The 24,467-nt window shown below is 37.6% G+C and carries 33 protein-coding genes; 30 read left to right on the top strand and 3 right to left on the bottom strand.

The window, feature by feature from the left end:
- Position 1: 1 nt before the first annotated feature.
- The gene (locus tag H514_RS23320) at positions 2-799 is read left to right on the top strand and encodes an SDR family NAD(P)-dependent oxidoreductase (RefSeq protein ID WP_051255186.1); all 798 of its coding nucleotides are present in this window, start codon (positions 2-4) and stop codon (positions 797-799) included.
- On the opposite strand, the gene H514_RS24425 is transcribed toward H514_RS23320, so the two are convergent.
- Positions 780-1,106 carry a CHY zinc finger protein gene (locus H514_RS24425; protein ID WP_081673066.1) on the bottom strand — a complete coding sequence of 109 codons (327 nt, stop codon included), beginning with the start codon at positions 1,104-1,106 and terminating at the stop codon, positions 780-782. The two genes, H514_RS23320 and H514_RS24425, sit on opposite strands and share 20 nt — an antisense overlap.
- Positions 1,107-1,380: 274 nt before the next feature.
- Positions 1,381-2,820: an amidase family protein gene (locus H514_RS0116590; RefSeq protein WP_027447971.1), complete on the bottom strand. Its 1,440-nt coding sequence runs from the start codon at positions 2,818-2,820 to the stop codon at positions 1,381-1,383.
- 169 nt (positions 2,821-2,989) lie between these two features.
- On the opposite strand from H514_RS0116590, the gene H514_RS0116585 reads away from it, so the two are divergent.
- The 9 genes from H514_RS0116585 to H514_RS0116545 are packed head-to-tail and all read left to right on the top strand — an operon-like array spanning position 2,990 to position 7,294.
- On the top strand, positions 2,990-3,574 hold the full coding sequence (locus H514_RS0116585) for a hypothetical protein (protein ID WP_027447970.1): 585 nt from the start codon (positions 2,990-2,992) through the stop codon (positions 3,572-3,574).
- A 15-nt stretch (positions 3,575-3,589) separates the two neighbouring features.
- Positions 3,590-4,129 carry a membrane lipoprotein lipid attachment site-containing protein gene (locus H514_RS0116580; protein WP_027447969.1) on the top strand — a complete coding sequence of 180 codons (540 nt, stop codon included), beginning with the start codon at positions 3,590-3,592 and terminating at the stop codon, positions 4,127-4,129.
- Positions 4,130-4,138: 9 nt separating this feature from the next.
- Positions 4,139-4,678 (top strand): GNAT family N-acetyltransferase, encoded by a 540-nt coding sequence (locus H514_RS0116575; RefSeq protein ID WP_027447968.1) that lies wholly within the window; start codon positions 4,139-4,141, stop codon positions 4,676-4,678.
- A 53-nt stretch (positions 4,679-4,731) separates the two neighbouring features.
- Positions 4,732-4,926, top strand: a complete 195-nt coding sequence (locus tag H514_RS0116570; RefSeq protein ID WP_197063065.1) for a hypothetical protein — start codon at positions 4,732-4,734, stop codon at positions 4,924-4,926.
- Between the two features lie 23 nt (positions 4,927-4,949).
- Positions 4,950-5,459 (top strand): DUF4871 domain-containing protein, encoded by a 510-nt coding sequence (locus tag H514_RS0116565; protein ID WP_036842060.1) that lies wholly within the window; start codon positions 4,950-4,952, stop codon positions 5,457-5,459.
- 18 nt (positions 5,460-5,477) lie between these two features.
- A complete protein-coding gene (locus H514_RS0116560; protein ID WP_027447965.1) occupies positions 5,478-5,996 on the top strand; it encodes a P-loop NTPase family protein in 519 nt (172 codons plus the stop codon).
- Positions 5,997-6,012: 16 nt separating this feature from the next.
- A complete protein-coding gene (locus H514_RS24045) occupies positions 6,013-6,696 on the top strand; it encodes a hypothetical protein (RefSeq protein ID WP_051255185.1) in 684 nt (227 codons plus the stop codon).
- A gap of 18 nt (positions 6,697-6,714) precedes the next feature.
- Complete coding sequence (locus H514_RS0116550; RefSeq protein WP_027447964.1) at positions 6,715-7,077, top strand: YobA family protein; 363 nt, start codon at positions 6,715-6,717, stop codon at positions 7,075-7,077.
- A 28-nt stretch (positions 7,078-7,105) separates the two neighbouring features.
- The gene (locus H514_RS0116545; RefSeq protein WP_027447963.1) at positions 7,106-7,294 is read left to right on the top strand and encodes a hypothetical protein; all 189 of its coding nucleotides are present in this window, start codon (positions 7,106-7,108) and stop codon (positions 7,292-7,294) included.
- 6 nt (positions 7,295-7,300) lie between these two features.
- Here H514_RS0116545 and H514_RS0116540 read toward each other — a convergent pair whose 3' ends face one another.
- Positions 7,301-8,362 carry an NAD(P)H-dependent flavin oxidoreductase gene (locus H514_RS0116540; RefSeq protein ID WP_027447962.1) on the bottom strand — a complete coding sequence of 354 codons (1,062 nt, stop codon included), beginning with the start codon at positions 8,360-8,362 and terminating at the stop codon, positions 7,301-7,303.
- Between the two features lie 144 nt (positions 8,363-8,506).
- Here H514_RS0116540 and H514_RS0116535 point away from each other — a divergent pair, with 144 nt between their 5' ends.
- From H514_RS0116535 to H514_RS0116430, 20 genes are all read left to right on the top strand, one after another.
- On the top strand, positions 8,507-9,352 hold the full coding sequence (locus H514_RS0116535) for a GNAT family N-acetyltransferase (protein WP_027447961.1): 846 nt from the start codon (positions 8,507-8,509) through the stop codon (positions 9,350-9,352).
- Positions 9,353-9,454: 102 nt separating this feature from the next.
- Positions 9,455-9,979: an AAA family ATPase gene (locus tag H514_RS0116525; RefSeq protein WP_027447960.1), complete on the top strand. Its 525-nt coding sequence runs from the start codon at positions 9,455-9,457 to the stop codon at positions 9,977-9,979.
- Positions 9,980-9,995: 16 nt separating this feature from the next.
- Positions 9,996-10,448: an NUDIX hydrolase gene (locus tag H514_RS0116520; RefSeq protein WP_027447959.1), complete on the top strand. Its 453-nt coding sequence runs from the start codon at positions 9,996-9,998 to the stop codon at positions 10,446-10,448.
- An 11-nt stretch (positions 10,449-10,459) separates the two neighbouring features.
- Positions 10,460-11,113 carry a hypothetical protein gene (locus tag H514_RS0116515; RefSeq protein ID WP_027447958.1) on the top strand — a complete coding sequence of 218 codons (654 nt, stop codon included), beginning with the start codon at positions 10,460-10,462 and terminating at the stop codon, positions 11,111-11,113.
- Positions 11,114-11,127: 14 nt separating this feature from the next.
- Positions 11,128-11,352: a hypothetical protein gene (locus H514_RS0116510; protein ID WP_027447957.1), complete on the top strand. Its 225-nt coding sequence runs from the start codon at positions 11,128-11,130 to the stop codon at positions 11,350-11,352.
- Complete coding sequence (locus H514_RS0116505) at positions 11,337-11,930, top strand: histidine phosphatase family protein (RefSeq protein ID WP_027447956.1); 594 nt, start codon at positions 11,337-11,339, stop codon at positions 11,928-11,930. The genes H514_RS0116510 and H514_RS0116505 overlap by 16 nt, the downstream gene beginning before the upstream one ends.
- Positions 11,931-12,581: 651 nt before the next feature.
- A complete protein-coding gene (locus tag H514_RS0116495; protein ID WP_027447954.1) occupies positions 12,582-13,856 on the top strand; it encodes an ABC transporter substrate-binding protein in 1,275 nt (424 codons plus the stop codon).
- Between the two features lie 61 nt (positions 13,857-13,917).
- Positions 13,918-14,883, top strand: a complete 966-nt coding sequence (locus H514_RS0116490; RefSeq protein ID WP_027447953.1) for a carbohydrate ABC transporter permease — start codon at positions 13,918-13,920, stop codon at positions 14,881-14,883.
- Positions 14,867-15,706 (top strand): carbohydrate ABC transporter permease, encoded by an 840-nt coding sequence (locus H514_RS0116485; RefSeq protein WP_027447952.1) that lies wholly within the window; start codon positions 14,867-14,869, stop codon positions 15,704-15,706. The genes H514_RS0116490 and H514_RS0116485 overlap by 17 nt, the downstream gene beginning before the upstream one ends.
- A gap of 42 nt (positions 15,707-15,748) precedes the next feature.
- A complete protein-coding gene (locus H514_RS0116480; protein WP_027447951.1) occupies positions 15,749-17,092 on the top strand; it encodes a GH1 family beta-glucosidase in 1,344 nt (447 codons plus the stop codon).
- Between the two features lie 203 nt (positions 17,093-17,295).
- Positions 17,296-19,050 carry an S-layer homology domain-containing protein gene (locus H514_RS23310; protein WP_081673065.1) on the top strand — a complete coding sequence of 585 codons (1,755 nt, stop codon included), beginning with the start codon at positions 17,296-17,298 and terminating at the stop codon, positions 19,048-19,050.
- A gap of 231 nt (positions 19,051-19,281) precedes the next feature.
- Positions 19,282-19,779 (top strand): VOC family protein, encoded by a 498-nt coding sequence (locus H514_RS0116470; protein ID WP_027447950.1) that lies wholly within the window; start codon positions 19,282-19,284, stop codon positions 19,777-19,779.
- A gap of 128 nt (positions 19,780-19,907) precedes the next feature.
- Positions 19,908-20,051, top strand: coding sequence for a hypothetical protein (locus tag H514_RS25000; protein WP_169449772.1), 144 nt, complete (start codon positions 19,908-19,910; stop codon positions 20,049-20,051).
- A gap of 129 nt (positions 20,052-20,180) precedes the next feature.
- Entirely contained in the window at positions 20,181-20,816 is a 636-nt protein-coding gene (locus H514_RS0116460) for an FMN-dependent NADH-azoreductase (RefSeq protein ID WP_027447949.1), read from the top strand.
- Between the two features lie 445 nt (positions 20,817-21,261).
- On the top strand, positions 21,262-21,522 hold the full coding sequence (locus H514_RS0116455; protein WP_027447948.1) for a hypothetical protein: 261 nt from the start codon (positions 21,262-21,264) through the stop codon (positions 21,520-21,522).
- A complete protein-coding gene (locus tag H514_RS0116450) occupies positions 21,523-21,798 on the top strand; it encodes a hypothetical protein (RefSeq protein WP_027447947.1) in 276 nt (91 codons plus the stop codon). It abuts the gene before it with no gap.
- Between the two features lie 153 nt (positions 21,799-21,951).
- Entirely contained in the window at positions 21,952-22,320 is a 369-nt protein-coding gene (locus H514_RS0116445; protein WP_027447946.1) for a hypothetical protein, read from the top strand.
- Positions 22,321-22,581: 261 nt separating this feature from the next.
- On the top strand, positions 22,582-23,160 hold the full coding sequence (locus H514_RS0116440) for a hypothetical protein (protein ID WP_027447945.1): 579 nt from the start codon (positions 22,582-22,584) through the stop codon (positions 23,158-23,160).
- A 241-nt stretch (positions 23,161-23,401) separates the two neighbouring features.
- Positions 23,402-23,953 carry a hypothetical protein gene (locus tag H514_RS0116435; RefSeq protein WP_027447944.1) on the top strand — a complete coding sequence of 184 codons (552 nt, stop codon included), beginning with the start codon at positions 23,402-23,404 and terminating at the stop codon, positions 23,951-23,953.
- A 127-nt stretch (positions 23,954-24,080) separates the two neighbouring features.
- Positions 24,081-24,440 carry a hypothetical protein gene (locus H514_RS0116430; RefSeq protein WP_027445099.1) on the top strand — a complete coding sequence of 120 codons (360 nt, stop codon included), beginning with the start codon at positions 24,081-24,083 and terminating at the stop codon, positions 24,438-24,440.
- Positions 24,441-24,467 lie beyond the last annotated feature (27 nt).

Genomic DNA, 24,467 nt, shown 5'->3' with positions numbered 1-24,467 from the left:
GATGAGAAAACTTCAGGATGAGATCGTCATCATAACGGGTTCGACAAAAGGGATTGGCCGAAGCATCGCAAAAACGTTAGCCTCAGAAGGAGCAGCGGTTGTTGTAAATGGTCGGTCGCACGAAGCGGTTGAAGCTACCGTGTGTGAGATAGAGTCAAAAGGAGGACGTGTTGCGGGCGTGACAGGTTCCGTTACGGATGATGATACAGGGCAAAGCCTAGTAGACGAAGCCGTTCGGAAATTTGGCCGCGTTACATGCCTCATTAACAATGCCGGCAATGTACGAGATCACATGTCTTACAAAATGAGTGTGGAAGATTTTAAAGATGTTCTGGATGTTCACGTCAATGGAGCGTTTCAGTGCACATTACCTTTTATCCAAAAGCTACGTGAGCAAGGGGATGGTGGCGTTCTTCTCAATATGACCTCATCGGCTGGCCTCACAGGGAATATCGGACAGGTCAACTATAGTGCAGCGAAAGCAGGATTAGTCGGGATGACCTGGACGCTAGCAGCTGAGTTGAAAAAAGATCGCATCCAAGTGAATGCCATTGCACCAGCAGCCCTCACAGATATGACACGTCCTCACATTGAAAAAGCAGAACAAAAAGCAAAAGAACGAGGTAAGGAACTCCCATCTTATTGGGAGGTTGGGATGCCTGAAGATGTTGCTAATTTTGTGGCAGATATTTTGGAACAGCCTGACCTTGAGAAAAGTGGGGAAATCTTTTCTGTGAATGGTGATCGTAGAGGGGTATGGCACCCACCTCAACATGAGCCTAGTCCTCGAAATAAATAGAGTAGTGTCTTGCACAACCTTCATTAAACGTGGACTGACAATAAGGACATGTATAGCTCGATTGCAAGTATTCGTTAATCGTTAATTCATGCTTGCATACCCCGCATAAAATGGCCTTTTTATCAAAATGGTCCTGAGGCCAGCGTTCAATGTCATGTTCTGTACACTCTTGGTGGCATTGATAACAAGGATAATATGTACCACAGCAATAGAATTTTATAGCAATAATGTCTTCTTGTTTATGATAATGCTCGCAGCGCGTTTCTTGGTCAACGAGCTTGCCTTTTACGGGAGGTTGTTGGGACATGAGTGTCTTCCTTTCTAGTTGGATTGGTTGCCCTTATCCTATCACAAAATGTTGGGAGAGGTCATGGTGAGGTTTGGGGCTGATTTTGGATAGGGCCGTGTTATTTTTGGATTGAGGGCCAATGTTTTTTGATAGAGCCGCACTAATTCTGGATAGAGAGCCAATGTTTTTGGATAGAGAGCCAATGCTTGCGGATAGCACCAAGCTAATTCTATATAGGATCCTATATCCATATAAAAAAGCGCGATCCCAAAGAATCGCGCTCTCCTATAGTCTACTCCGTCAACTCCGGAGCTTGCCACGTTACACTTCTCGTCTGCTCGTAAGCATACCCTAGCGTAATCAATTTCGCCTCGTCAAAAGCTGTGCTCGTAAATGTCACTCCAACAGGCTTGCCTTCAGAAGCAGTATAACCTGCAGGCACTGTAATAGAAGGATACCCCGCCATTGCTGGCATGGCTGCTCCTAAGTTATTCGCCGATAACAGAGCATCTAGTTGATGTTCCTCAAGAGCTTTATCAATGCCGTTCTTTTGAGAGTACTCGATGTCTGCTAAACGGTCTGAGATATACTCAGGGTCATTTAAGCGACCACTTTTCTCCTCAGACATCGTTAATAATTTTTGACCATACTTCAGTGCGACTTCTTCATTGTTTTCGTTATACTGAATTAATTTCGATAACGTACGCGCATGCGCTTGATCTGAACACTTCGCCAGATAAGCATTTAAGCCATTTTTAAACTCATGGAATAACACACTAGAGTCACGATCTTCCTTCGATAAGCTCACCTCAATGATTTCAGCCCCTTGAGCTTTCATATCTTCCATAGCTTGTTCAACGAGGAAAACTTCCTCTTCATTCAACTCAGATAAATACGTCCGATCAATACCGATACGGGCTCCTTGTAAACCGTCCGGATCAAGGAATGTAGTAAAGCCTTTATAGAATTTTCCCTGACTCATACCTGTAGCTGGATCTTGTTCGTCCACACCTACAAGCGCTCCTAATAAAATGGCGGCATCTGTAACTGTACGAGTAATCGGTCCAGCTGTGTCCTGGCTATGTGCGATTGGAATAACACCAGTTCGGCTAATTAATCCCACTGTCGGCTTTAGTCCAACAACGGAATTGCTGCTTGCTGGGCTCAAAATTGAACCACTTGTTTCCGTGCCAATTGCACCAGCTACAAAACCACAAGCGACAGATGCGGCTGAACCTGAACTGGACCCACCGACATCAAATTCTCCGGGACCATATGGATTCAGTACTTGTCCTCCATGGGAACTGTAACCATTCGGCATTCCGATCGTCATAAAATTAGCCCACTCTGTTAAGTTTGCCTTTCCTAAAATAACGGCTCCAGCTTCGCGAAGCTTTTTCACTAGAAAAGCATCCTCATCAGCATAGTTATGCTCTAAAGCGATGGACCCTGCTGTTGTGTGCATTTTATCGGCTGTATCAATATTATCTTTTATAACAATGGGAACACCGTGAAGTGGTCCACGACGCCCGTCGCGCTGACGTTCGACATCCAATGCTTCAGCAATATGTAATGCATCTGGATTCACTTCAAGAATTGAGTTAATGGTTGTCCCTGCTTGATCATATTTGGCGATACGGTCAAGATACATGATGGTTAGATCTTTTGAAGTGACCTCGCCTTTATTTAGGGCAGTTTGGATCTGTTCTATGGTTTGGAGCTGTTCAATCATATGAAAACCCTCCTTAGGATATTAGTGTGGTAAAGTTGATCATATTTAAGTCTATCAAATGTTTGATGTAAGCGCATTTAACTAGTTTTGAAAATGATAAGAAGTATATGGAAATTTTATGGTATCATGGACGGAAGCAAGTATTTACATAATTAGAGAGGTTTTTTAAATGCTAAAAACAAACATCATACCTTTAGTTTTAGTGGTTATCTTTTTGATAGGATGCGAGAATCAAGGACCTCCTATGAAACAGATGGATTCGCTGTTAGACGAAGCGCCATCTATTTCACTTATAAGTATAAATCTTATAGTTAACAAAAATTATTCTTCAGATCGTTCTCGGACAATTAAAAAAGAAGATGTGAACAAGTTCATCAATTTAATAGAAAATCTGAAATTAAAAAGAGTATCACAGGGAGCAGAATTCAAAGCGTTTTTTGATAAATTTAATAAGAAACGCCAAAATAGTGAATCGCTACAATTCTATTTGTTACATAATGATACTTTTGATGGGCCTAATAACGGATTTATGATCGAAATCCTTCAAGACGGGTCAGGTTTGTTTGTAGATGTTGAAAAGAATAAGGGCGAGAGAATGTACAAGATTACAAACGCTACAGAGGAAATATATTCTCAACTATTTGAGTTTTACCAAACGCAGGATAAGAAGCAACCAGATACGACGAAAAGTGTTTTTGAGGATGAACCTAAAGAGAAAAATGAAGAAAATCCGCGTTTTAAACAAGGTCCATAAAGCGAGGTTAGATATATGAAAAAAATAACGAGAAATCTTTTCTTAGTATTCATGTTTGTTTTAAGTGGATGTAATACAGCGAAGGGGCATTCTCCCTCACTTGAGGAAGCGATAAGTATTTATAGTGATGGTGAAGAAACACTTTTATATCAAAATGATAAGAATCAGACCGCTGTTTTCCAATATGAGAACAACATAGTAATGTGTTTTTATGAAGTGAAGAACGGAACATATAAGTTTGAAGAAGGAAACGGAGATACGGCCTTTTACATAAACAGAGCTGATTCTTTTAACTATCATTATTTCACTCACCCAGAATCAAACCAATTATATTTTTATGGGATTGTACAGAAACCAAAGAATGCAGCAAAAATAACATTAACCTACACCTATGACTATGAAAATAAACAGGTGAGCGAGAAAAGAGAAGCGGATATTAATGAACATAATATTTTTGTCATTCCTCTTAATAGGGAGTTAACGGAGGTTAAAGATATATCCTACAAGATTTATGATACTAATGGTGAAATGATAAAAGAAATCGGTAGAAGGTAGTGAAGATGTGTGAATTCCAAAGCATTTAAGATTAAAAATTTGAGGTACTCAATAAGAACTGCAAAAGAAGAGGATGCGAATCAATTATCTCAGCTAAGATTACAAATCGACGGTGAAACGGAAAACATGGATCGAGAACGAGGGGAAGCTTACATAGATGAAGAGGGCTTTAAACAGCTCATCCAAAATGATCGAGAACATGAGCGTGATCTATTTTTGGTGGCAGCCGTTGATCATAATATTGTAGGTTTTTCGAGGTGTGAAGGAAATTCCTTGAAAAGAACAGCCCATAGAGTAGAATTTGGAGTCTGTGTTTTACAAGATTATTGGGGACATGGAATAGGAACCAACCTCTTAAAAGAATCAATAAAATGGGCGGATTCTAGCAGCATTGAAAAACTATCATTGAGTGTCCTAGAAACCAATGAATCAGCTATTAACCTGTATAAAAACTATGGTTTTGAAGTAGAAGGGATATTGAAAAAAGATAAACTTTTATCGGATGGAAACTACTATAACACGATTGTAATGGGGCGTATTAGCCCCTGATCATGTTTCAATCATTATTTGCTGATTAATAGAACAAAATCAAGGGGGATTCTATGAGTCTGATCTTCTTACTTCCAATGATCGCAATAACGATGGGGCTTTACTTAGTTACCTTAGGGTTATGGGAACTTAGAACGGGGATGGACCGTAGTCGGTTTATTACATACATGTTTAGTGGTTTATTTTTAATATTTGTTGTTGCAGGAATATTAGCTTTTGGTAGTTCATTGTTTTCGGTTTATATGTAGAAATATTGAATGGAGGGCCCCATATGAAAACCATACAGAACCTTCTCATATTCATGACACTGGGGATGCTAGTTGCTTGTAATGGTGGTCAGGAGCTTACGATTGATACTGATAAAACCTCTGAAAAGTTACCTGTAGAAGTTCGTGATACGACGATCGAAAACATCGATTGGGAGCTTAGTGAAACATTTGAGGCTGGGACTTATACAGTAAGAGGGGTTCCAAACAAACTAGGCTTTATCGATGCTCCTTTCGTTGAGAACAAACCTCAAAAATATATGTGGCACTTTTGGGGAGATGTTCCGAAGGGGGATTTAACAGTGGTCGGGATTAAAAAAGGAAGTCAGGGAATCACCCCTGTGCTTATGATGGGGAAGGATTATGTATGGAGTTACAATGCTCCTGGAGGTCCCAATAATGGGGCGGATGCTCATGCGCCTTCTACAATGAAGTTAACAGAAGAGGGGAGTTGGGCATTGCTTGTCTATTTGGGGGATGAGTACTTTGGCCAGGTGATCGTAGAAGTGAAGTAGAAGGAAAGGGGGATTCTGTTGAAACGCATTATGGTAATGGGAGCTTCAGCTGGTGTAGGGAAATCCACATTTGCCAGAAGGCTAGGTGAAAAATTAGATATCGAAGTCTATCATCTCGATACATTCTACTGGAAACCTGGTTGGGTTGAGCGTTCACTTGAGGAGTTCCGATTAAAGCAAGAGCAGGTTGTATCACAAGATCAATGGATTATTGAGGGTAATTATAGCAACACCTATGATGTTCGAGCTCCTTACGCAGATACGATCATTTATCTAGAGCTCCCATTGAGCGTGTGCTTGTATCGAGTGTTCAAGCGGTTCTTTTTGAATATAGGCAAAAATAGGCCTGATATGGGTGAAGGTTGTAGAGAAAAGTTGGATTATAAATTCATTAAGTTCATCATTACAACGTATTATCCACGCAAGGAAAAGATGAGAGAAAGGATTGAGAGGTTTAAAGAGATGGATCCTAATAAAAAGATTGTAAAGTTAACGAGTAAAAAAGGGATTCAATCTTTTTTAGACCGTTTACCTTAAAGATGGGAGGGTTACTTTGAACAAAAACATAATACATCTCATGCTAATCTTACTTGGTTGCGTTTTAGTCACACTTTTTAGTCATAACAGAGCTTTTGCAACACTATGGGAAGAGTTATCACCTGAAGAAGTAGAGGAACGAGCAGATGTCATCGTTAAAGGGAAGTTTGATTTTTCCGCGGAAACCACTTATAGCGAACAAACTGGTCCATATGTAGGCGTGCAATTTGAAATTGAAGAGGATTATAAAGGTAACTTTTTTAATGAAGTAACAGCAGGTATTGATTATAATGATCTATCACGAATCAGGGAATTCCAAAAGAATGATGGAGAATTTTTGCTGTTTTTAAAGAGTACTCCTTTAGCTATATTAGGATCAGTAGGTGGACCAAATGGCGTAGTTTTTATAAAAAACGGTGAAGTGAAAAATGAAGATAAGAAAAGCAAAGAATATTTTGAGGAATTTTTAGGTCTCAATGACAAGAGTAACTCAGGTCTTTTGAATAAAAATAAGTACATGAACTTTTTAATAGTATTTCTCGCCATATGGGGATGTAGTTTTATCATTGCTAGAGTAATCAGTCTACTTGGATTCAAGTGGAGTCCGTTCGGCAATACATGTTGGAAAAATGATGCGGTTATAACCTTCGCACAAGCGCTTATTATTACCGTTGTTTTTATTTTTCTCGCAAACTCTTAGCGCTGAGGAGGTACAAGGGTGAAAAAGGTTACACTATCAATAGCGATTTTGCTTACAGTTTTATCAGCATGTAGTCAAGATGAAAAAGAATTCACTGGCTCACCAACAATTGAAGGCTATGTGGTGAAAGTAACAGCCAATGATTTATTAGTAGTGAATGGAATAACAAAAGATCAAGCAGTAAGTATGAATTGGAAGGAAATTGATAGATATATTGAAAAGGAGATAGAAGTTATTTCGTTTTATACGAAAGGGTTCTTTGATTCTGTTTCTGAATATGAAAAGGGGCAGAAGGTCAAGGTCTGGGGTGCTAGTGGTGCGGGTGAGTCGTACCCACCAAAAATCAAGTTGGGAAAGATAGAAGTTGTTGAAAAGGATTAAACCAAATGCCAAGTAAGGGGGAAGAAATGTGAGTGCAATCATTAGTTCGTTGATTTATTTGTTTATTCTATTCGGGGCATCCACACTTTTATTTTCCGCCCTTATTTCTCTGTGGCATACGGATGAACCTGTCATTGCTTATCTTTTATCTTTAATTGTGGTTCAGTTGTTATTAAACACTTTTGGTGATCTTCGTAAAAGGAAGAAGGAAAGCTAGTTTTTTCTATTCACCTAACAACTGATCTACCTCTCTAACAATCTTATAAAAAAGCTCCCTGGCACCAATCATCGTACTCAAGCGATTTCCCTGACCTGACCATAAGGACATAAGCTCTTTATTGTCTTGGTTAGCAGCTTCACTTCGTATTCCTTTTGTTAAGCTATTCTGAATCGGATAAGGAGGGATGAAAGATTGCTCCTTCATAAAACGAGTAAAGCGATTTTGGATCCCTCTTGCTTCTTTTCCAGAGAACGCTTTTGTGATAACAGTGTGATCTTCATTTGCATCTAGTATCGCTTCTTTGTAAAGGTGAGGTGCTCCGCTTTCGTAGGTTGTTAAAAAGGCAGTTCCCATCTGCACGGCCTGTGCACCTAACATATAGGCAGCCGCACAACCACGTCCATCCATAATGCCTCCAGATGCAATGACGGGAATCGAGACATGGTCGACTGTTTGTGGGACCAAGGCGATGGTTCCAACCATACTATCGTTTGCTTCTCCCAAAAAGGTAGCTCGATGACCGCCGGCTTCACTCCCTTGCATAACAACAGCATCCATCCCAACATCCTCAATGGCTTTTGCTTCTTCCACCGTTGTTGCCGTACCTATGGCCAAAATTCCATTATCTTTGAGCTTGTTTAGGATCTCAGAAGAAGGGATTCCAAACGTAAAGGAACAGACAGGTACATTTTCCTCAATAAGCACTTCTACTTTGGTCTCTAAATGGTTATCAAAACGTAAGTCTGGCATTTCATTGTTCATGTTCAGCTCGTTTCGAAAAGGCTCTAAGACATTAAAGCCTTTTTCCAACTTATCCGCTGATATGTCTTGTTCATCTACTACGAAAAGGTTCACGCCAAAGGGAAAACTAGTTAATTCTTTCACCTGACGAACGGTATCCCTTACTTTGTCCACACTAAAATAACCAGCTCCAACCATACCCAAGCCACCAGCATTGCTTACCTCTGCAGCAAGCTCTGGAGTTGTTGGTTTTCCAGCCATAGGAGCTTGTATGATGGGATACTCTACATTCAGCATTCTCGTAAAATCATTGGTGTTCCACATTTCAATTCCTCCTATCTCTTATTCAGTACCCGAATATCAACGTTTTCTATATCAAAAAGTTAATTCCCTTTTCATGGTGGAAGGAATCAGAAGCATTTTCTGGAATTATATAAAGTCTGGGAATTTTTATAGAGGAGTTTTACTATGATTAGAGTTTACACAGATCAAGATCGGGATGGTGTACTTGATCTCATCCAAACCATTGATAACGAATATGAAGTTGGAGACATAGATGATATTCAAACCAATGCAGCAAAGGTTATCGTATATGACCAAAACGGGATCCAAGGGTTTGCTTACTCAACGATCGTAGAAAATGATGTAGGAAAAAAAGAAGCACAAGTTAGCTTGTATGTAGAGCCAGGGGCAAGGGGAAGAGGGATGGGATCGACTTTATATAAGGAAATGGAATCTCACCTTTTAGAGCTTCAACCTGATTACTTAAGTTCTTATATGAGAGTAGATGTTAAAGATTTCGGCCGTTTTGCAGAAAAGATGGGATTTGAAAAATGGTGGGGTTCTCCAGTATTGATTTATAAAGGAGACGGATTCCCTCCAAGTGACTTAGAGTTTCATAAGTATGAGGATAAGCACTTTCAGCAATTCGTTCAATTAAATCAAGAGTGTTATTACCCGATTAAGAAATCAAATGATCTTGAACCTTATATCGCCACAGAAGCAATGATTGACACGTATAAATTGAATAATAAAGACAAGGTGTATCTTGTATTGGACGGGGACCAAATCATTGCTTCAGTAACCATTGGCGATGGGACAATTGAAAACTTATTGGTTTCTCCAGACTATCAAGGAAAAGGATATGGAAGAAAAGCTTTTCAGTTTGGAGTAAATGAGGTAGTGAAGCAAGGTTATAATGAGATTCAAATTTGCTACATGGAGAATAACAAAAAGGCTGAAAAGTTATATTTATCTCTAGGTTTTAAACCTCATCAAAATACTCATGTCTATAGGAAGTTTATAAAGGCTTAAGGGCTGTTCTTAAACAGTCCTTTTCTTCATTTGAGCATAACCATTTTGTAACATTAAGAAACCGTCTTATTAAAAGAAAAAAGAAAGAGAGGTACATAGAGTATGTTTTTTGTTCAAATGTCCGGTTTCCCGGGCTCAGGGAAATCAACACTCGCCCGAGAAATTGGGAACAGAACGGGGGCAGTTGTGGTAGATCACGATATTGTAAAATCTGCCTTGTTAGAAAACATTGAAGAAACTCCCATTGATCTTAAACTAGCAGGGAAAGTGTCATACGGTATTGATTGGTCCCTCGTTGAATTTCACTTATCACAAGGAAGTAGTGTTGTGTTTGATGCGCCTTGTTTTTATGAGGAGATGGTGCAAAAAGGAACTAGGTTGGCTGAAAAATACAATGCGGCTTATAAATATGTGGAATGCTATCTTGATGATTTGAGTGAAATCAATAATAGACTACATAAAAGAGAAACCATGATAAGTCAGTTTGCTTCGTTTCATTCAGAGGAGGATTTTTCATCCACCCTTGAGAATAGTAAAAAGCCTTCCAACTATGAGTGTTTACTTGTTAAAACAGATCAACAGTTCGAGAATTACATAGAAGACGTGATGAATTACATAACCGCATAAAACTAGGGGGAGTCAAATGAATTATGTACAAGATTTAAGACGTTATGTTGGGCATAAACCGTTAATCTTGCCAGGAGCCGTCGTCATTATGATGAATGAACATAATCAAATCCTTTTACAACATCGCACAGATGGGGGCTGGGGGTTACCCGGGGGCATCATGGAACTGGGCGAAAGTCTTGAGGATACGGCACGAAGAGAAGTGAAAGAAGAAACAGGACTGGACATAGGTGACTTAAAACTATTAGGTGTTTTCTCTGGCGAAGACTACTATTTAAAAGTGGCTAATGGGGATGAGCTCTATTCTGTTACGGCAGTGTATGTTTCGTATGATATTTCAGGTGAGGTTGAGATAGAAGAAGCAGAATCCTTAGAAGTAAAATATTTTAATCTAGATAGCCTTCCGCAGGATCTAAAAGGTGAATATAGAGGGTTTATCACACCTTATATCGATGATTTGGTTAAGTAAGGGGTAACATTATGAAAGAAGTGCTTTATAAAAACCTAAACATGAAATCGGGTCTTGCGCTTATACTAATTTTCACTTTTATGGTATGGGGGTGGTACAACTGGCATGAAAAAAGACAATATGAAGACTATATAACCAATTCCATGATGAGTGATGATTTATGGCATGTTTCCCATTCTAGTGAAGAAGCGATGAATGTGATGGAAGACGTGATTACAACAAAGACAATCACCCCAGAGCAAGCCTCTGCTCTTAGTCGTGAGTTTAGTAGAATTCATGAACTAACCTGGAAGTATGAAGCAATGGCCCACGAATTCGATCGGGTTGGTGAACGAGACGATTTAGGTATTGGAAGTGAAACCTCTCTTGCAGCTGGTGACATTGCTCGTTATTTTAAAAATTTGTCCGATGAGTTGGGAGAATCTAAACAAATTCCCGAAGATAAACTGAAGCGATATCAATCTGTCTTAAATCTAACTAGTGGGTGGTACCAGGTTGATCAAGATGTATTCGGTCCAGATACAATGGAGCGTCTGAAAGAAAGTGGTATCCAAAGTGATCTTTGGGTTCAGTATTTAATGGCTCTTCAGAAATCTACTATAAATACGGTTGAAGATATTCCAGTAACGGTTGAGATTCTAGATTTTGACGCTTATCTGGAATAAGGTAGGGGGCTATCATGTTAAAAGTTCTTAGCATAATAGGGTTCTTTTTATTTGTATTTTCTAAGAATATTGCAATTGTAGTGTTGAAGTGGCGTGAAAACATAGATAACGATGATTTGAAAAGCGACAGCGAAATACAAGTGAAGGTTTCAAAATTCAATCTCAAGCTAAAGGGGATTGGGTTTTTACTTGTTGTCATTGCTTCAAGTATAGGGGTGGTAATGTGGAATTTTTACTGATCAGACACGGTGAATCAGAAGCGGACCTCCTAAACGTTCATGAGGGGAGAGCTGATTTTTCCTTAACGGACCTGGGACGTAAGCAAGCATCGGCTATGGCTGAGAGAGTAAGCTCTGAGATTCCGCCAGATATAATATGGTCAAGTACACTGAAAAGAGCGAAGGAAACAGCATCTTACCTTGCTGAACATACGGAGTGTAAAGTTAGGTATGAAGATGATTTAAGAGAGTTTAATAATGGAGTCTTTGCAGGTGTTGATTTTGAAGAAGCTAAAAAACTACCATTACCAGACCATCCTCATGAGAGAGTCCAAGATGGTGAGTCGTTTATTGAATTTAGGATGAGAATTGAAATGATCTTCTCCAAAATCATTACAACGTCAACTCAAAACCGTATAGCCATTGTCGCTCACGGTCGAGTGATCAATAATATCCTTCAGTCTTTTCTTAAGAATCCTGTTACAAAAGACTATTGGTTTAAGACTGGAGATACGGGAATGCATTTAATTGAAATTACGGAACGAGATCGAGTTATTCATTTTTTGAATGATCGGAAGCACTTGGATTCGTTGAACTAATTTATGGATACCTTGGATGGTGAATAGAGGTTGGATTTTGTACAAGATTATTTAACTTGGAGGCAGCCCTTACTAATTCTTTTCCTTTTACTAGGGCCTTTAATATATTTGCGGTTTGGGGAGTATAATAAGCTGTTCCTCCAGGGCATATTTAATGGTATTTATTTAGCATACAGTTGGTCCGTTTTATGGGATTTTACTTTACAAGATGCTAAAGAGTTAGGTGTTTTTTTTATAATGATATGTCTTAGTTATGTGTATGAAGGAATCTATCTATATAGAAAATTAAAACTTAAATGAGAGAAACAGTACCCTGGAATATAAGGCTTATTCAGGTGGAGAAGTCATAGCTAGTGAACGTTAACTAGAGAAAGTAATGTAACGTACGAATCGATCTAGTTCACGCTGTTCATTTTTGCAAACTTACAATTATTAATTTACCAATATCGAAATCGGTTTCTTTTTTTTGAAAAAAACTATTGAAAACGGATACATAAAAACTTATAATCAAATTAAGTTAAAAAAGAAACCGGTTTCGAAAAACGGAACCGGTGATTCTTTTAAAGAAAACAGAAACCGGTTTCGTAAGGCATCTTTGTTTTAATCTATGATTCTTAAGGTATGAGAATTTATTTTAGGGGAGGAAACAGGATGAAGAAAATGTATGTGTTGTTTGCTTTGCTTCTGAGCTTTAGTGTGCTTCTAATGGGTTGTAGTGATGAGGAAGCGACAGGAGAAGGCGGCGGAGAGAAAGTTGAACTGGATTTTTGGGTGTTTGGAGCAACGAACTATGAAGATTTAGCAGAAGAATATCAGAAAGACAATCCGAACGTAACGATTAATGTTCGTAAATCAGAACTAGGAGATCATCATAATAGCTTATTTACAGCAATCTCCTCTGGAACTGGTGCACCTGACTTAACGATGATTGAGATTGATCAATTGGATCGATTCCGTGAAGCTCAAAGTCGTTTTACAAATTTATATGACTTAGGTGCAGAAGAAGTTCAAGACAAATACTTAGATTGGAAATGGAATATTGCTGAAAATGGTTCAGGAGATTTTCTATTTGGACTACCAACAGACATCGGACCTAAAGCGATGTACTATCACACAGAAGTGTTCAAAAATGCTGGCTTACCAACAGAGCCTGATAAGGTAAGTGAAATGATTTCAACTCCAGCTGAATTCAAGGAAGCTGCTTCTACAGTGTTAGCGGAGACTGGAAAGCCTATGGTAGACAGCATGGAAATGGCATTCCGTGCAAACATGGATGCTTTAAAGGTTAGTTATTTCAACCGCGATGGTGATTTACTAATCGAAGAAGAAGGCAACAAAGTTAAAGACGCCTACGATTTTGCAGTTGAGTTACATCAAGAAGGTTATGTTGGCGAGTATGAAATGTGGACACCTGAATGGGCAAATGCATTAAATAAAGGTCAATTTGCTGTTGAGATGGCTCCTGCATGGTTGAAAGGGTACATGACCGAGAATGCGAAAGAAGCAAAAGGCAAATGGCGTGTTACGACACTTCCTGATCAATTTGCAGGAAACTGGGGTGGCTCTTATATCGCAATCCCGAACGAAACGAAACAGAGTAAAGAAGCTTACAAGTTCGCAAAGTGGCTTGTAAGTCCTGAGAATCAATTGAAATCGTTTGTGGATAATGGACTATTCCCATCAGCTCCGTCTGTATATGAGAAAGAAGAGTTCAAACAGAATTCGGATGAATATTTTGGAGGACAAAATACTGCAGAAGTTTTTGCTAAAGCAGCACAAGACATTCCAGCTGTTTATAAGGGTCCAAAATATGTAACGGTTAACAATGAAATGTTAACAGCTCTTCAAAATGTGCGCGACGGAGGAGATCCAGAGAAAGAATGGGATGCTGCTGTAAAACGTATTAAGGATGTTCTGAAGAGATAGTTTTTAAACAGGGGCTGGATGGCGAGTGCTATCTAGCCCTTATTGATAGGAGGTTCAGCGGATGGAACTTACCCGAGCGAAACAAGAAACCAACACACCAAAAAAGAAAAAATTATCTGAGAAGAAAAAAGATATGGTCTCAGGGTATCTGTACATAGCTCCTTTCTTCATCGTTTTCGCAGTCATTGGATTATATCCTGCTATATTTAGTATTGTACTCGCCTTCCAGAAGTGGAATGGCTTTGGAGAAATGCAATTTGTCGGATGGCAAAACTTCTCCCTAGTCTTACAAGATCCGCTTTTTTGGAAGTCCTTGTATAACACATTTATTATGGGGATTCTGGGTACTGCACCTCAGTTATTAGTTGGAATTGTATTAGCTTACTTTTTAAATATGGCCGCAATAAAGTTTACAAACTTTTTTCGAGTAAGCATCTTTATGCCTTATATCACCTCAATGGTTGCTGTAGCTTTGGTGTTTGGTGTCTTCTTCAGTAGCAACGAAGCTGCTCTAGCCAACTATGTCATTGGTTGGTTTGGCATTGACCCGGTCAATTGGAAAACCTCCGAATGGGGAGCAAAAATAGCGATATCTCTTATGGTTTTCTGGAGATGGGTTGGCTACAATACAATCATTTATTTAGCTGGTCTTCAAAGTATTCCAAAAGACTTATACGAAGCAGCTACAATTGATGGGGCAAACAAAGTGCAACAATTCTTCCACATCACAATACCTTTATTAAAGCCTTTCATCCTATTAACTGTATTTATGTCTACAGTTGGAGCAATGCAGCTCTTCGCTGAACCAACAGTATTCTTAGGATCATCGGCCTTTTCAAGAGATGAAGCGATGACAGTCGTGATGTATTTATACAGAGATGCATTTAGCTTGAATTCCTTCGGTACAGCATCTGCGACAGCTGTTTTATTGCTAATTATTATCGTCATCGTAGCTTCTTTAAACACATGGTTAACGTCAGGATCTAAACGAAAAAAGGGTGGGGTGAAAAATGCGAAAAGATCATAAAAAGAAGTTTTCACTAGGGAGCATTCCTATTTATGCAGTGTTAATTTTCGCAACTCTTTTTTCATTGTTCCCGTTTTACTGGATGTTTGTTATGGCTACAAGACCAAGTGAAGCCTATAACTCTATTCCACCAGCACTGATTCCGGGTACCAAACTCGTAGAAAATTTTCAAAATGTGCTAGATTCGATTCCATTCTTTCAGTCTATGTGGAATACGGTTCTCCTTTGTACGAGTGTAACGCTAGTCGTTTTACTGATTAGTTCACTGGCTGGTTTTGCCTTTGCGAAATTCCACTTTCCAGGGAAGAATGTTTTGTTTATCTTAATTTTACTTACGATGGTCATCCCCCCACAACTGGGATTGATTCCTCAGTATTATCTTGTTTCAAAGCTAGGCTGGTTAGATACATTATTCGGAGCTGGAATTCTGTATCTCTTAAATCCATTAGGAATCTTTTTGATGCGCCAATATGTGTCTCAATCTGTTCCAGATGAACTTATGGAAGCTGCAAAATTAGACGGTTGTTCGAATTTTAGAATCTATCGAAGTATCGTATTGCCAATTATCAAGCCAGCTTTTGCAACATTAGGAATTATCGTTTTCACTTTAGTATGGGGTGAGTTCCTATGGCAATTCACCGTGTTAAGAAGTCCGGAATCCTACACATTACAGGTTGCTCTTGCTTCCTTAAACAATGCATATAATGTCGACTTTGGAATGCTGTTATCAGGTGTATTCTGGGCAACTGTTCCTTTAATTGTGATATTCCTCATGTTTAACAAACTGTTCATTTCAAGTATTACAGAAGGTTCCATTAAATAAATAAAAGACGCACATAATATTAGATCGTTCGGAGGTAGAAATATGACAACAATAGAGTTTCCAAAGGATTTGAAATGGGGAGCTGCAACTGCTGCTTATCAAATTGAAGGGGCGGCGAAAAAAGACGGTAGAGCTCCTTCAATTTGGGATACCTTCTCCCACACACCCGGTAATGTGAAAAATGGTGATAATGGGGATGAAGCTTGTGATAGTTATCATCGCTATAAAGAAGATGTCCAGTACTTAAATGATCTAGGGGTAGATGTATATCGATTCTCCATTTCCTGGCCAAGAGTCATGCCTAAAGGAACCGATGAGCTGAATCCTGAAGGTGTAAAGTACTATCGAAATCTGATACAGGAATTATTAGATCATGACATTGAACCGATTATCACACTATATCACTGGGATCTACCGCAAACCTTACAAGATCAAGGTGGTTGGGAAGTTCGCAGTACAACGGACGCATTTAAGGAATACGCAGTGGCTATGTTCAAAGAGTTCGGTGATGTCGTTAAGAAATGGATTACCATTAATGAACCTTGGTGTGCCTCTTTTCTATCAAACTACTTAGGCATACATGCTCCAGGGAAGCAGGACCTACAAGCAGCTATTGATGTATCTCACCATTTATTATTAGCTCATGGGAAATCCGTACAGGCGTTTCGTGAAATCGTACCGGATGGAGAAATTGGGTATGCACCAAATGCAGATTGGTTAGAACCTTATAGTCAACAACAAGAGGACATTGATGCATGTGAACGAGATATGCAATGGAAGATCGAGTGGTTTATGGATCCTGTCTTTAAAGGAGAATATCCTCAACTGCTTCAAGATATATTTGCAAAACATAATGGGTATTTAAACGTAGAAGAGGGAGACATGGAGCTTATCTCCTTACCGATCGATTTCATGGGTATCAACTATTATTCTGGTAGCGTGGCTCGATATAAAGAAGGAAATGGATTGTTTGAAGTAGAGCCGATTTGGGTGGATTACCAAAAGACGGACATTGGCTGGCCAGTTTATGCGGATGGGTTTTACAAATTACTTATTCATATTCAGCAAAAATATGGGGATGTTCCAATCTATATCACGGAAAATGGTGCTTGTTATAATCATGAGGTAGAAGATGGCGTTGTGAATGATCAGGAAAGAATTGATTACTTGAAACAGCATTTAACCGCACTTCATCGAGCGATTAAATCAGGTGTTCCGATTAAGGGATATATCCTTTGGTCACTTCTCGATAACTTTGAGTGGGCAGAAGGGTATAGTAAGCGATTCGGGATTATTCATGTAAATTATCGTACATTTGAACGTACGAAGAAGGAAAGCTTTTACTGGTATCAGAAAGCTGTTCAAAATAATTGGTTTGAGCTCTAGGATGTAAATCTATTCTGAGAGTTTAATTAGAATGAAAAGGTAGCAAATCCCTATCATATCAGGAGGGAGATGCTACCTTTTTATTTTTTATAAAAAATCATAAAAAAATGTGATCCAAATCAATATACGATTCGATAGCTAAGTAGAAAAGAAAATATAGAAATTTTAAAAGGTAAACTAATTTACAATCAGGAGGTAATTTCATGAACTGGAAAAAGACATTTGTAGCGATTCCGTTGAGTGTATCCTTATTGGTACCATCTTTAGCGGATGTCGTGTCAGCAGAGGATCACACGAAGCCTAAGGTAGATACGGCAGCAGTCGAATTAAGAGCAGATTTGGATCGCATGTTTTCCGAACACGTTTACTTGGCTATGACAGCAATGCGTAAAGGAGCAAACCAAGATCCAGACTTTGAACAAGCAGTGGCGGCTCTAGAAGGAAATACACAAGATTTAACTGCAGCCATCACTAGCGTTTACGGTGAAGAAGCAGGGAATCAGTTCAACGAATTCTGGAGTAACCATATTGGATTCTTTGTTGATTACGTGAAAGCAACAGCAAATGAAAACGAAGCGGCAAAACAAGAAGCATTAGATAACCTAGCAAACTATAAAGAAGAATTCTCAACATTTATGTCCAATGCGACAGACAACCAGCTTAAATCTGATGCTCTAGCAGAAGGTTTGCAAACACACATTAATCAACTCATCGGAGGCTTCAACGCATTTGTAGAAGGGGATTATGAAGAAGCTTATAAAACGCAAAGTAACGCGATGGAACACATGTATATGACAAGTAAAGGTCTTTCTAGTGCCATTGTGAACCAATTCCCAGATAAGTTTAATAACACAAAAGCTGTCACAAAAGCAGCTCAACTTCGATCAGATCTAGACTTCTTACTCTCAGAACACTTTGCGTTAGCTCAACAAGCCATGCAAAATGGTATTCAAGGTGCGCCTGAATTTGAAGCAAACGTTGCGACACTAAAACAGAATACTGAAGAGCTATCCGCAACGATTGGATCTGTATATGGTGAAGAAGCAGGTCAAAAGTTTAAAGACCTATGGAGCTCTCACATTGGTTATTTCGTTGATTATGTAAAAGCAACAGGACAAGACGATGAAGAAGCTAGGCAAGAAGCTCTTGCTGAATTAGATGACTATCGTAAAGACTTCTCTCAATTCATGAGTACAGCAACGGAAGAGCGCGTTCCATCTGACGGACTTGCTCAAGGATTACAGGTACACGTTGATCAGCTAACAGGAACTTTTGATCAGTACGTGAACGAAAATTATGGTCAAACTTGGGACATTGCTCGTTCTGGCTATGAGCACATGTTCACACCAGCTAAATTATTCAGTGGAGCCATTGCTGCACAGTTCCCAGATAAGTTTTCTAAGTCTGACGAAAAAGATATGAAGTTTACAGACGTTTCCGCTAAATTCTGGGCTTCCGAATATATATACGGCCTAGCCAATGCTGGGATTGTATATGGAATGAATGAAGATCAATTCATGCCTAAAGAAGAAGTGACACGTGGACAGTTCACTGCGATGTTAGCTCGAACACTTAATCTAGAAGCAAACATTGACTTACCATTTATCGATGTTTCTGAAACGTTCTCTGCTGAAATTGCAGCAGCTTATGAAGCAGGGATTACAAATGGTATGACAGAAGAAACATTCGCTCCGAACGAAAAAATCACACGCCAACAGATGGCTGCAATGGCAGTTCGCGCGTATAATGCAAAAATGAACACAGAATATGAGCCAAAAGAAGATTATATGTATGATGATGAAGCGCATATTAGCCCAAGATTCAATGCACATGTAGATGCAGCCCGTGAACTTGAGCTAATGGTGGGTAACAGTGGAAATCAATTTAACCCAATGGCAAATGCTAACCGCGCTCAAGCAGCTAAAGTGATGTTCTTGTTACACCAAATGAATCAATAGAAAGATCAAAATGAAGCTTGGATAAAATTCAGTAAATTAAACCAAAAGTGGCGGCCCTACAAACAAAGCCTTGTTTGTGGGGTCGCTTCTTTTTGGTAGAAATTTACCACGTATTAAAAGAAGGGAATAGATGACAATCATAGAAACTTATTATAGTAAAAAGATTTGCGAAAAAATGTGATGGGAGCTTTGTATTTATGATGACTCAATTCCTAAAGGAGGAAGAAAATCATGGGTAATATCCAAAAGATCACCCCGAATTTTTGGTTTGATAATCAGGCTGAAGAAGCCGCACAATTCTATACTTCAATATTCGATGATTCCGAAATTGTTAAAGTCTCTCGCTATTTAAATGAGGGACAAGAAATACACGGGCAGTCAGAAGGTGCAGTCATGACAGTAGATTTCAAATTGAATGGGCAAAAGTTCGTCGCATTAAATGGGGGACCACAATTCAAGTTTAATGAGGCGATCTCCTTCATTGTTCACTGCGCCACTCAAGAAGAAGTGGATTATTATTGGGACAAGCTATCTGAAGGGGGAGATGAGTCTGCCCAACAATGTGGATGGCTTAAGGATAAATTCGGAGTATCATGGCAAATCATCCCTGATATTCTGCCAGAGCTTTTATCCAGTTCAGATAGAGACAAATCTGAAAAAGTGATGAAAGAAATGTTGCAAATGAAAAAAATAGATATCAATCTTTTAAAAGAGGTAGATCAAGCATAACAAGCTGTGATTGTGTGAATGTATTAGATTTATTAAATTTTATAATAATAAAGCCTGAGCTTAAGATGGAACGTTTAGTTATATAGATATGTGTACATAATACCGTACAAGAAATGGAGGTGATAAAAATGGAAGGAAAACCATTACATTATGATGGTAGCGTGCAACAACAAGATAGTACCGCTGTTAATTCATCAGAAGAACCATTTATATTAACCGATGAGATGAGAAGAAATATTGGTAGTAATCCATATGAATTTAATAAAGAATAATACATGATATAAGGGATTTGTCTCATAAGTAGAGATAAATCCTTTTTCTATGGGAGATTTTAAGGAATAAAAATCGATTGGTTTCACAAAATAAAATGTCCTATTTTAAAAGGAAGGGAAGATACATGAATGGCCAAAGTATTGTACATCACAGCACATCCACACAATGAAACACACTCTTATAGTATGGCTGTAGGGAAGGAATTTATTGAAACCTACAAACAAGAAAATAAAGATGATGAAGTCGTGAAAATTGATCTTTATAAGGAAGATATTCCACAAATAGATGCTGATGTTTTTAGTGGCTGGGGAAGGCTTCAAACCGGAGAAGGATTTGATGAACTTTCTTCTGAAGAAAAAGCGAAAGTCGGACGACTATCAGAGCTTTGTGAACAATTTATCTCAGCAGACAAGTATGTTTTTGTAACACCAATGTGGAATTTTTCTTTCCCGCCTGTTATGAAAGCCTATATTGATTCGGTTGCCGTTGCAGGGAAAGCGTTCAGATATACGGAACACGGACCAGTTGGTTTATTAACGGATAAGAAGGCTCTTCACATTCAAGCACGTGGCGGGATTTATTCTGAAGGACCAGCAGCCCAATTGGAAATGGGACACCGTTATTTAGATGCAGTTATGCAATTCTTTGGCGTTCCGTCCTTTGAAGGTTTATTTATAGAAGGGCATGCAGCAATGCCAGATAAAGCGGATGAGATTAAACAAAACGCAATTGCACGAGCAAAGGATTTAGCTCATACATTTTAAAAAATATAGGGAAGGTTCATGCGTTTGTGAAGTTTTAACCAAACATCTGAATCGTCCCTGTGTACTATCAGAAAGCTGTTCAAAATAATGGTTTGAGATCTGGAATATGAAAAGCAATTAAGAGCGAAATTATGTGATTTCGCTCTTTTCTTTTGGTTGATCAACGTTTTCTTTAATAAGTTAGATCAATCAAAAGCCTTTTTACATCGTAGGTAAAGTTATTCAAGATTAGGGCCATTATGTTGAAGACTTGGATTCGAGATAATGGTGAAGATTTGTTTGAGATTGCTCCTTTTCAAGCTTATGTTCTGTTAATGGAATAACTGTTATCGTGTGATATAATATAAATGAGAATAACGATGAATTAGCTGGTGAAAATAAAATAATTGAATGTTCAAATGAAAATATAAGGTATTGAAACCATTAGAGGCAAGGGGGCGATTTTATGAAAAAAGTAGATGCTCAGGCGGCAAAGGTATTAGAAGAGATTGTTCAAGATAAAGATCAGTCCTTTGAACTAAATGGACAAAAATATAAAATAGTGGCTATTGATAATAAAGATGATTCAGAAACTACTGTAGCTGAAGATGTTGAAAAAGACGAGGAGTTAAAACGAAAATTACTACAGGCTAAAAAGGATATAAGAGAAGGTAATTCCTATACTTCGGAAGAAATGAGAGAACTGATACGGAGCGGGCAAGTATAAATGAGGTTTATTTGGCTTGATACCACAAAGGAAGCATTTGAGAATATTAAGAGTGATCACTTTTCTTATAATGAAACCATTGAATACAAATTAACCTTATTAGAACGTATAGAGAAGAAAATTATAACGGTTGGAACTAGTACGAGAGCAGATAAACTTGAATGGAAAGGAAGTCATAAAGTACAAGTAGATCAATTTATTATCTACTACTCCTTTTCTGATGATAAACAAACTTGTTTTATCGAATATTTTAAGCACTCTCGTCAACATTATTAAGCTATCCTTTAGATTCAAAGGGTGGCATTTTTTTTATGCTCATATAAACAATAGGAAGCTAAAGTTGAAAACCAGATTAGATATTTTGAAATCAAGTCATCCAGATTCGGGCGCTTTTATGGAGTAATGTTTTCGTGTTAGGAGGCAGATCTAATGGTTCAATATAGGATTGGTAAAAGTAAACTTAAATTTAATAATAAGACAGTCGAGCTTGTTGAACCTGTTCAAAATGTAAAAGAAGTGGGTAATGAAATAATAGTTTTATTTTATCGTGGTAATAGACAAGTTAATCTAGAACCATTTAATAATATAATCTCTTATCATTTATTAACTGGTGAAAAATTGTGGGATATTGAAGAATTTCTTTTAAATGATGAAAGTTGTAAAAACAAAAATATTAACTCAGAGTTTTTCCAAGATATAAGGTTCGAAAATAATCAATTAATTGCCTTTGGTTTTTATTTTGTTATTCACATAGATATTGAGAAAAGGAAAATAATCAAGATTAGACCTCATTTATAATTTTATCAACTTTTCTTAATTAAGTAGCTATTAACAAAGTTCATTATTCATTCATTATCTTGAATTCAAGTCTTCCTGATTAGGGCGCAATCCTTGAACAAGGTTGTGTCCTTTGTTTTTGTCTTGACTATGATTAGATTGAGTTATTAACTGGATATTTGTGTTAAAATTCAATTAAATTCTTAAGCTAACGAAGCATTATGTTTAATAAGGATATCGGCTTTTAAAGTCATAATTCTACTCTTAAAGGGGGGAACTACTTTGAATAAAAATAAATGGATCAAACTTCTTCTTGTTCTTTCACTTATTTCTAACACTATATTTTTTTATTTAGTTTTCAATATGAAAAGCAATAATGAGAATCAAGAGGAATTACTTAAAAATGCAATTATTATAAATGAATTTAGTGAAAGAGCAAAAGAGTGGCGTAACTTTAATGGTTTTATAAAAGACCTTTCAAAACAAGAAATGGATAGCTTTCCTGTATCAGAAAAACAAGCTAATATGTATTGGGAGCTAGCAAATCCAATGGAGTCAGTTGTTTCAAAATCAACAGAGTATATTTTGAAAAATGAATATTCTTCTTTCATAATCTCATTTGATAAAAAATATGAAGATGTAATAAATGCTTTTAAAGAAAAATTACCGTTGATGAAAAAGGAACAAGTGATTTCCTTAGAAAAGAAAATGGATGAGGCTTATAAAAATTTTATTGGAAAAGGTGAATGGAGTATTAGGCAACCACAGACCAAAATAAATATAGACTTTAAAAAAGAAAACTTAAACCTAGTAATTGAACAACTAACTTCAATTGACAAGAAATTGCAATCAATCGAGTGAGTTTAAACGGGGCTAGAGTTGAGGATCATACTATTAGTTATCTCGAATTCAATTCTTCCGCAATCGGGCGCTTTTCTTGAATAAGAAAAGCCCTTTTTATTTATCTCAATCATAAATAATGCGGCTTATTAACTGGATATTTATGTTAAAGTATAAATTAGATTGTGAAGAAGTGATCTTAAACTAACGGGCAGAAGAGTTGAAAAAGTGAAGTTAGTGTTTAAGGAGTTGAAGTTAGCTAGTGAGCTATGAAAAGGACATTCAAATGCAATTTTATAAAATTTATAAAGGGCTAATTAGCGTTTCGGAATTCGAAGAATGGCTTTATAATACACCAGAAATAGAAAAGGTTTATGGTCATGACTTTTACTTTAACCTACTTGATTTGAATTATAGAAGTAGCCACATAAAAAACGAAATAGAGAAAGTTATTGAAATTAAAATTCCATTTGGTGAGTTTGAACAAATGAGGATTGTTTCACTATTAGAAAATATAATTTATGAAAAAGGTGATTTAGTAGAGGTTTTAGAGCAGGTATATGACGATTATTGCAAAGGATATTCATTTCTTCGATATTTAGGACTTAATTATATTACTGGAATTGATAATCTTCCTAAAAAGAGAGATATGTTAAAGAATATTAAACCTAAGATAGTTAATGAAGCAAGGAGATTGTTATCATTTTTTCAGCATGGACTGTTAAAAATAACTGATCAAAATGAATATGATGATTATCGTACAGAAAAAGAGAAGGTAGAAATAAATAATGTTGAAAAAATGTTTAATGACTAAATCGTTGTTGAGCTAACGGGTGCAATAGTGGAACAAGGAGTTGTCGATGCGGTAGTTCCTATTGTGTTAAAGAAGCATGATAATTGAATAAAGGCTGGAAGATCTAAACTCGAAAGTGGGGGGTTATGTGAAAGGCAATTTATTATTAATAGTTGTACTGGCTACTTGTTTTTTAACATCTTGTAATAATACGGATCAAGTAGATCAAGATGGTGGTCCCCGTTATACAGAAGAAATTTTAGACATTGATTCGTCTGATAACAAAATACTTGTTAAAGGCAACAGTGAATGCGGAGACTTTTGGTTTAACATAACAAACGAAACATCCTTAACAGAGACTTCAGGCGAAGCAATCACATTTGAAGACCTTGAAGAAGGAGATGTTGTTGACCTTTGGTTTACAGGAGATTTCTCATTGAATTGTTCTCAAGGGGAATTCGTTCAAAAAGAAGAATATACATTAGTCTTTTTAGAAGTTAAGAAATGATAATACGAATCTTGTTCAACTAAAGGG

The organism is Pontibacillus marinus BH030004 = DSM 16465 (assembly GCF_000425225.1).
GTDB classification, from domain to species: Bacteria; Bacillota; Bacilli; order Bacillales; family BH030062; genus Pontibacillus; species Pontibacillus marinus.
This window is presented reverse-complemented; position numbering and strand designations above follow the sequence as displayed.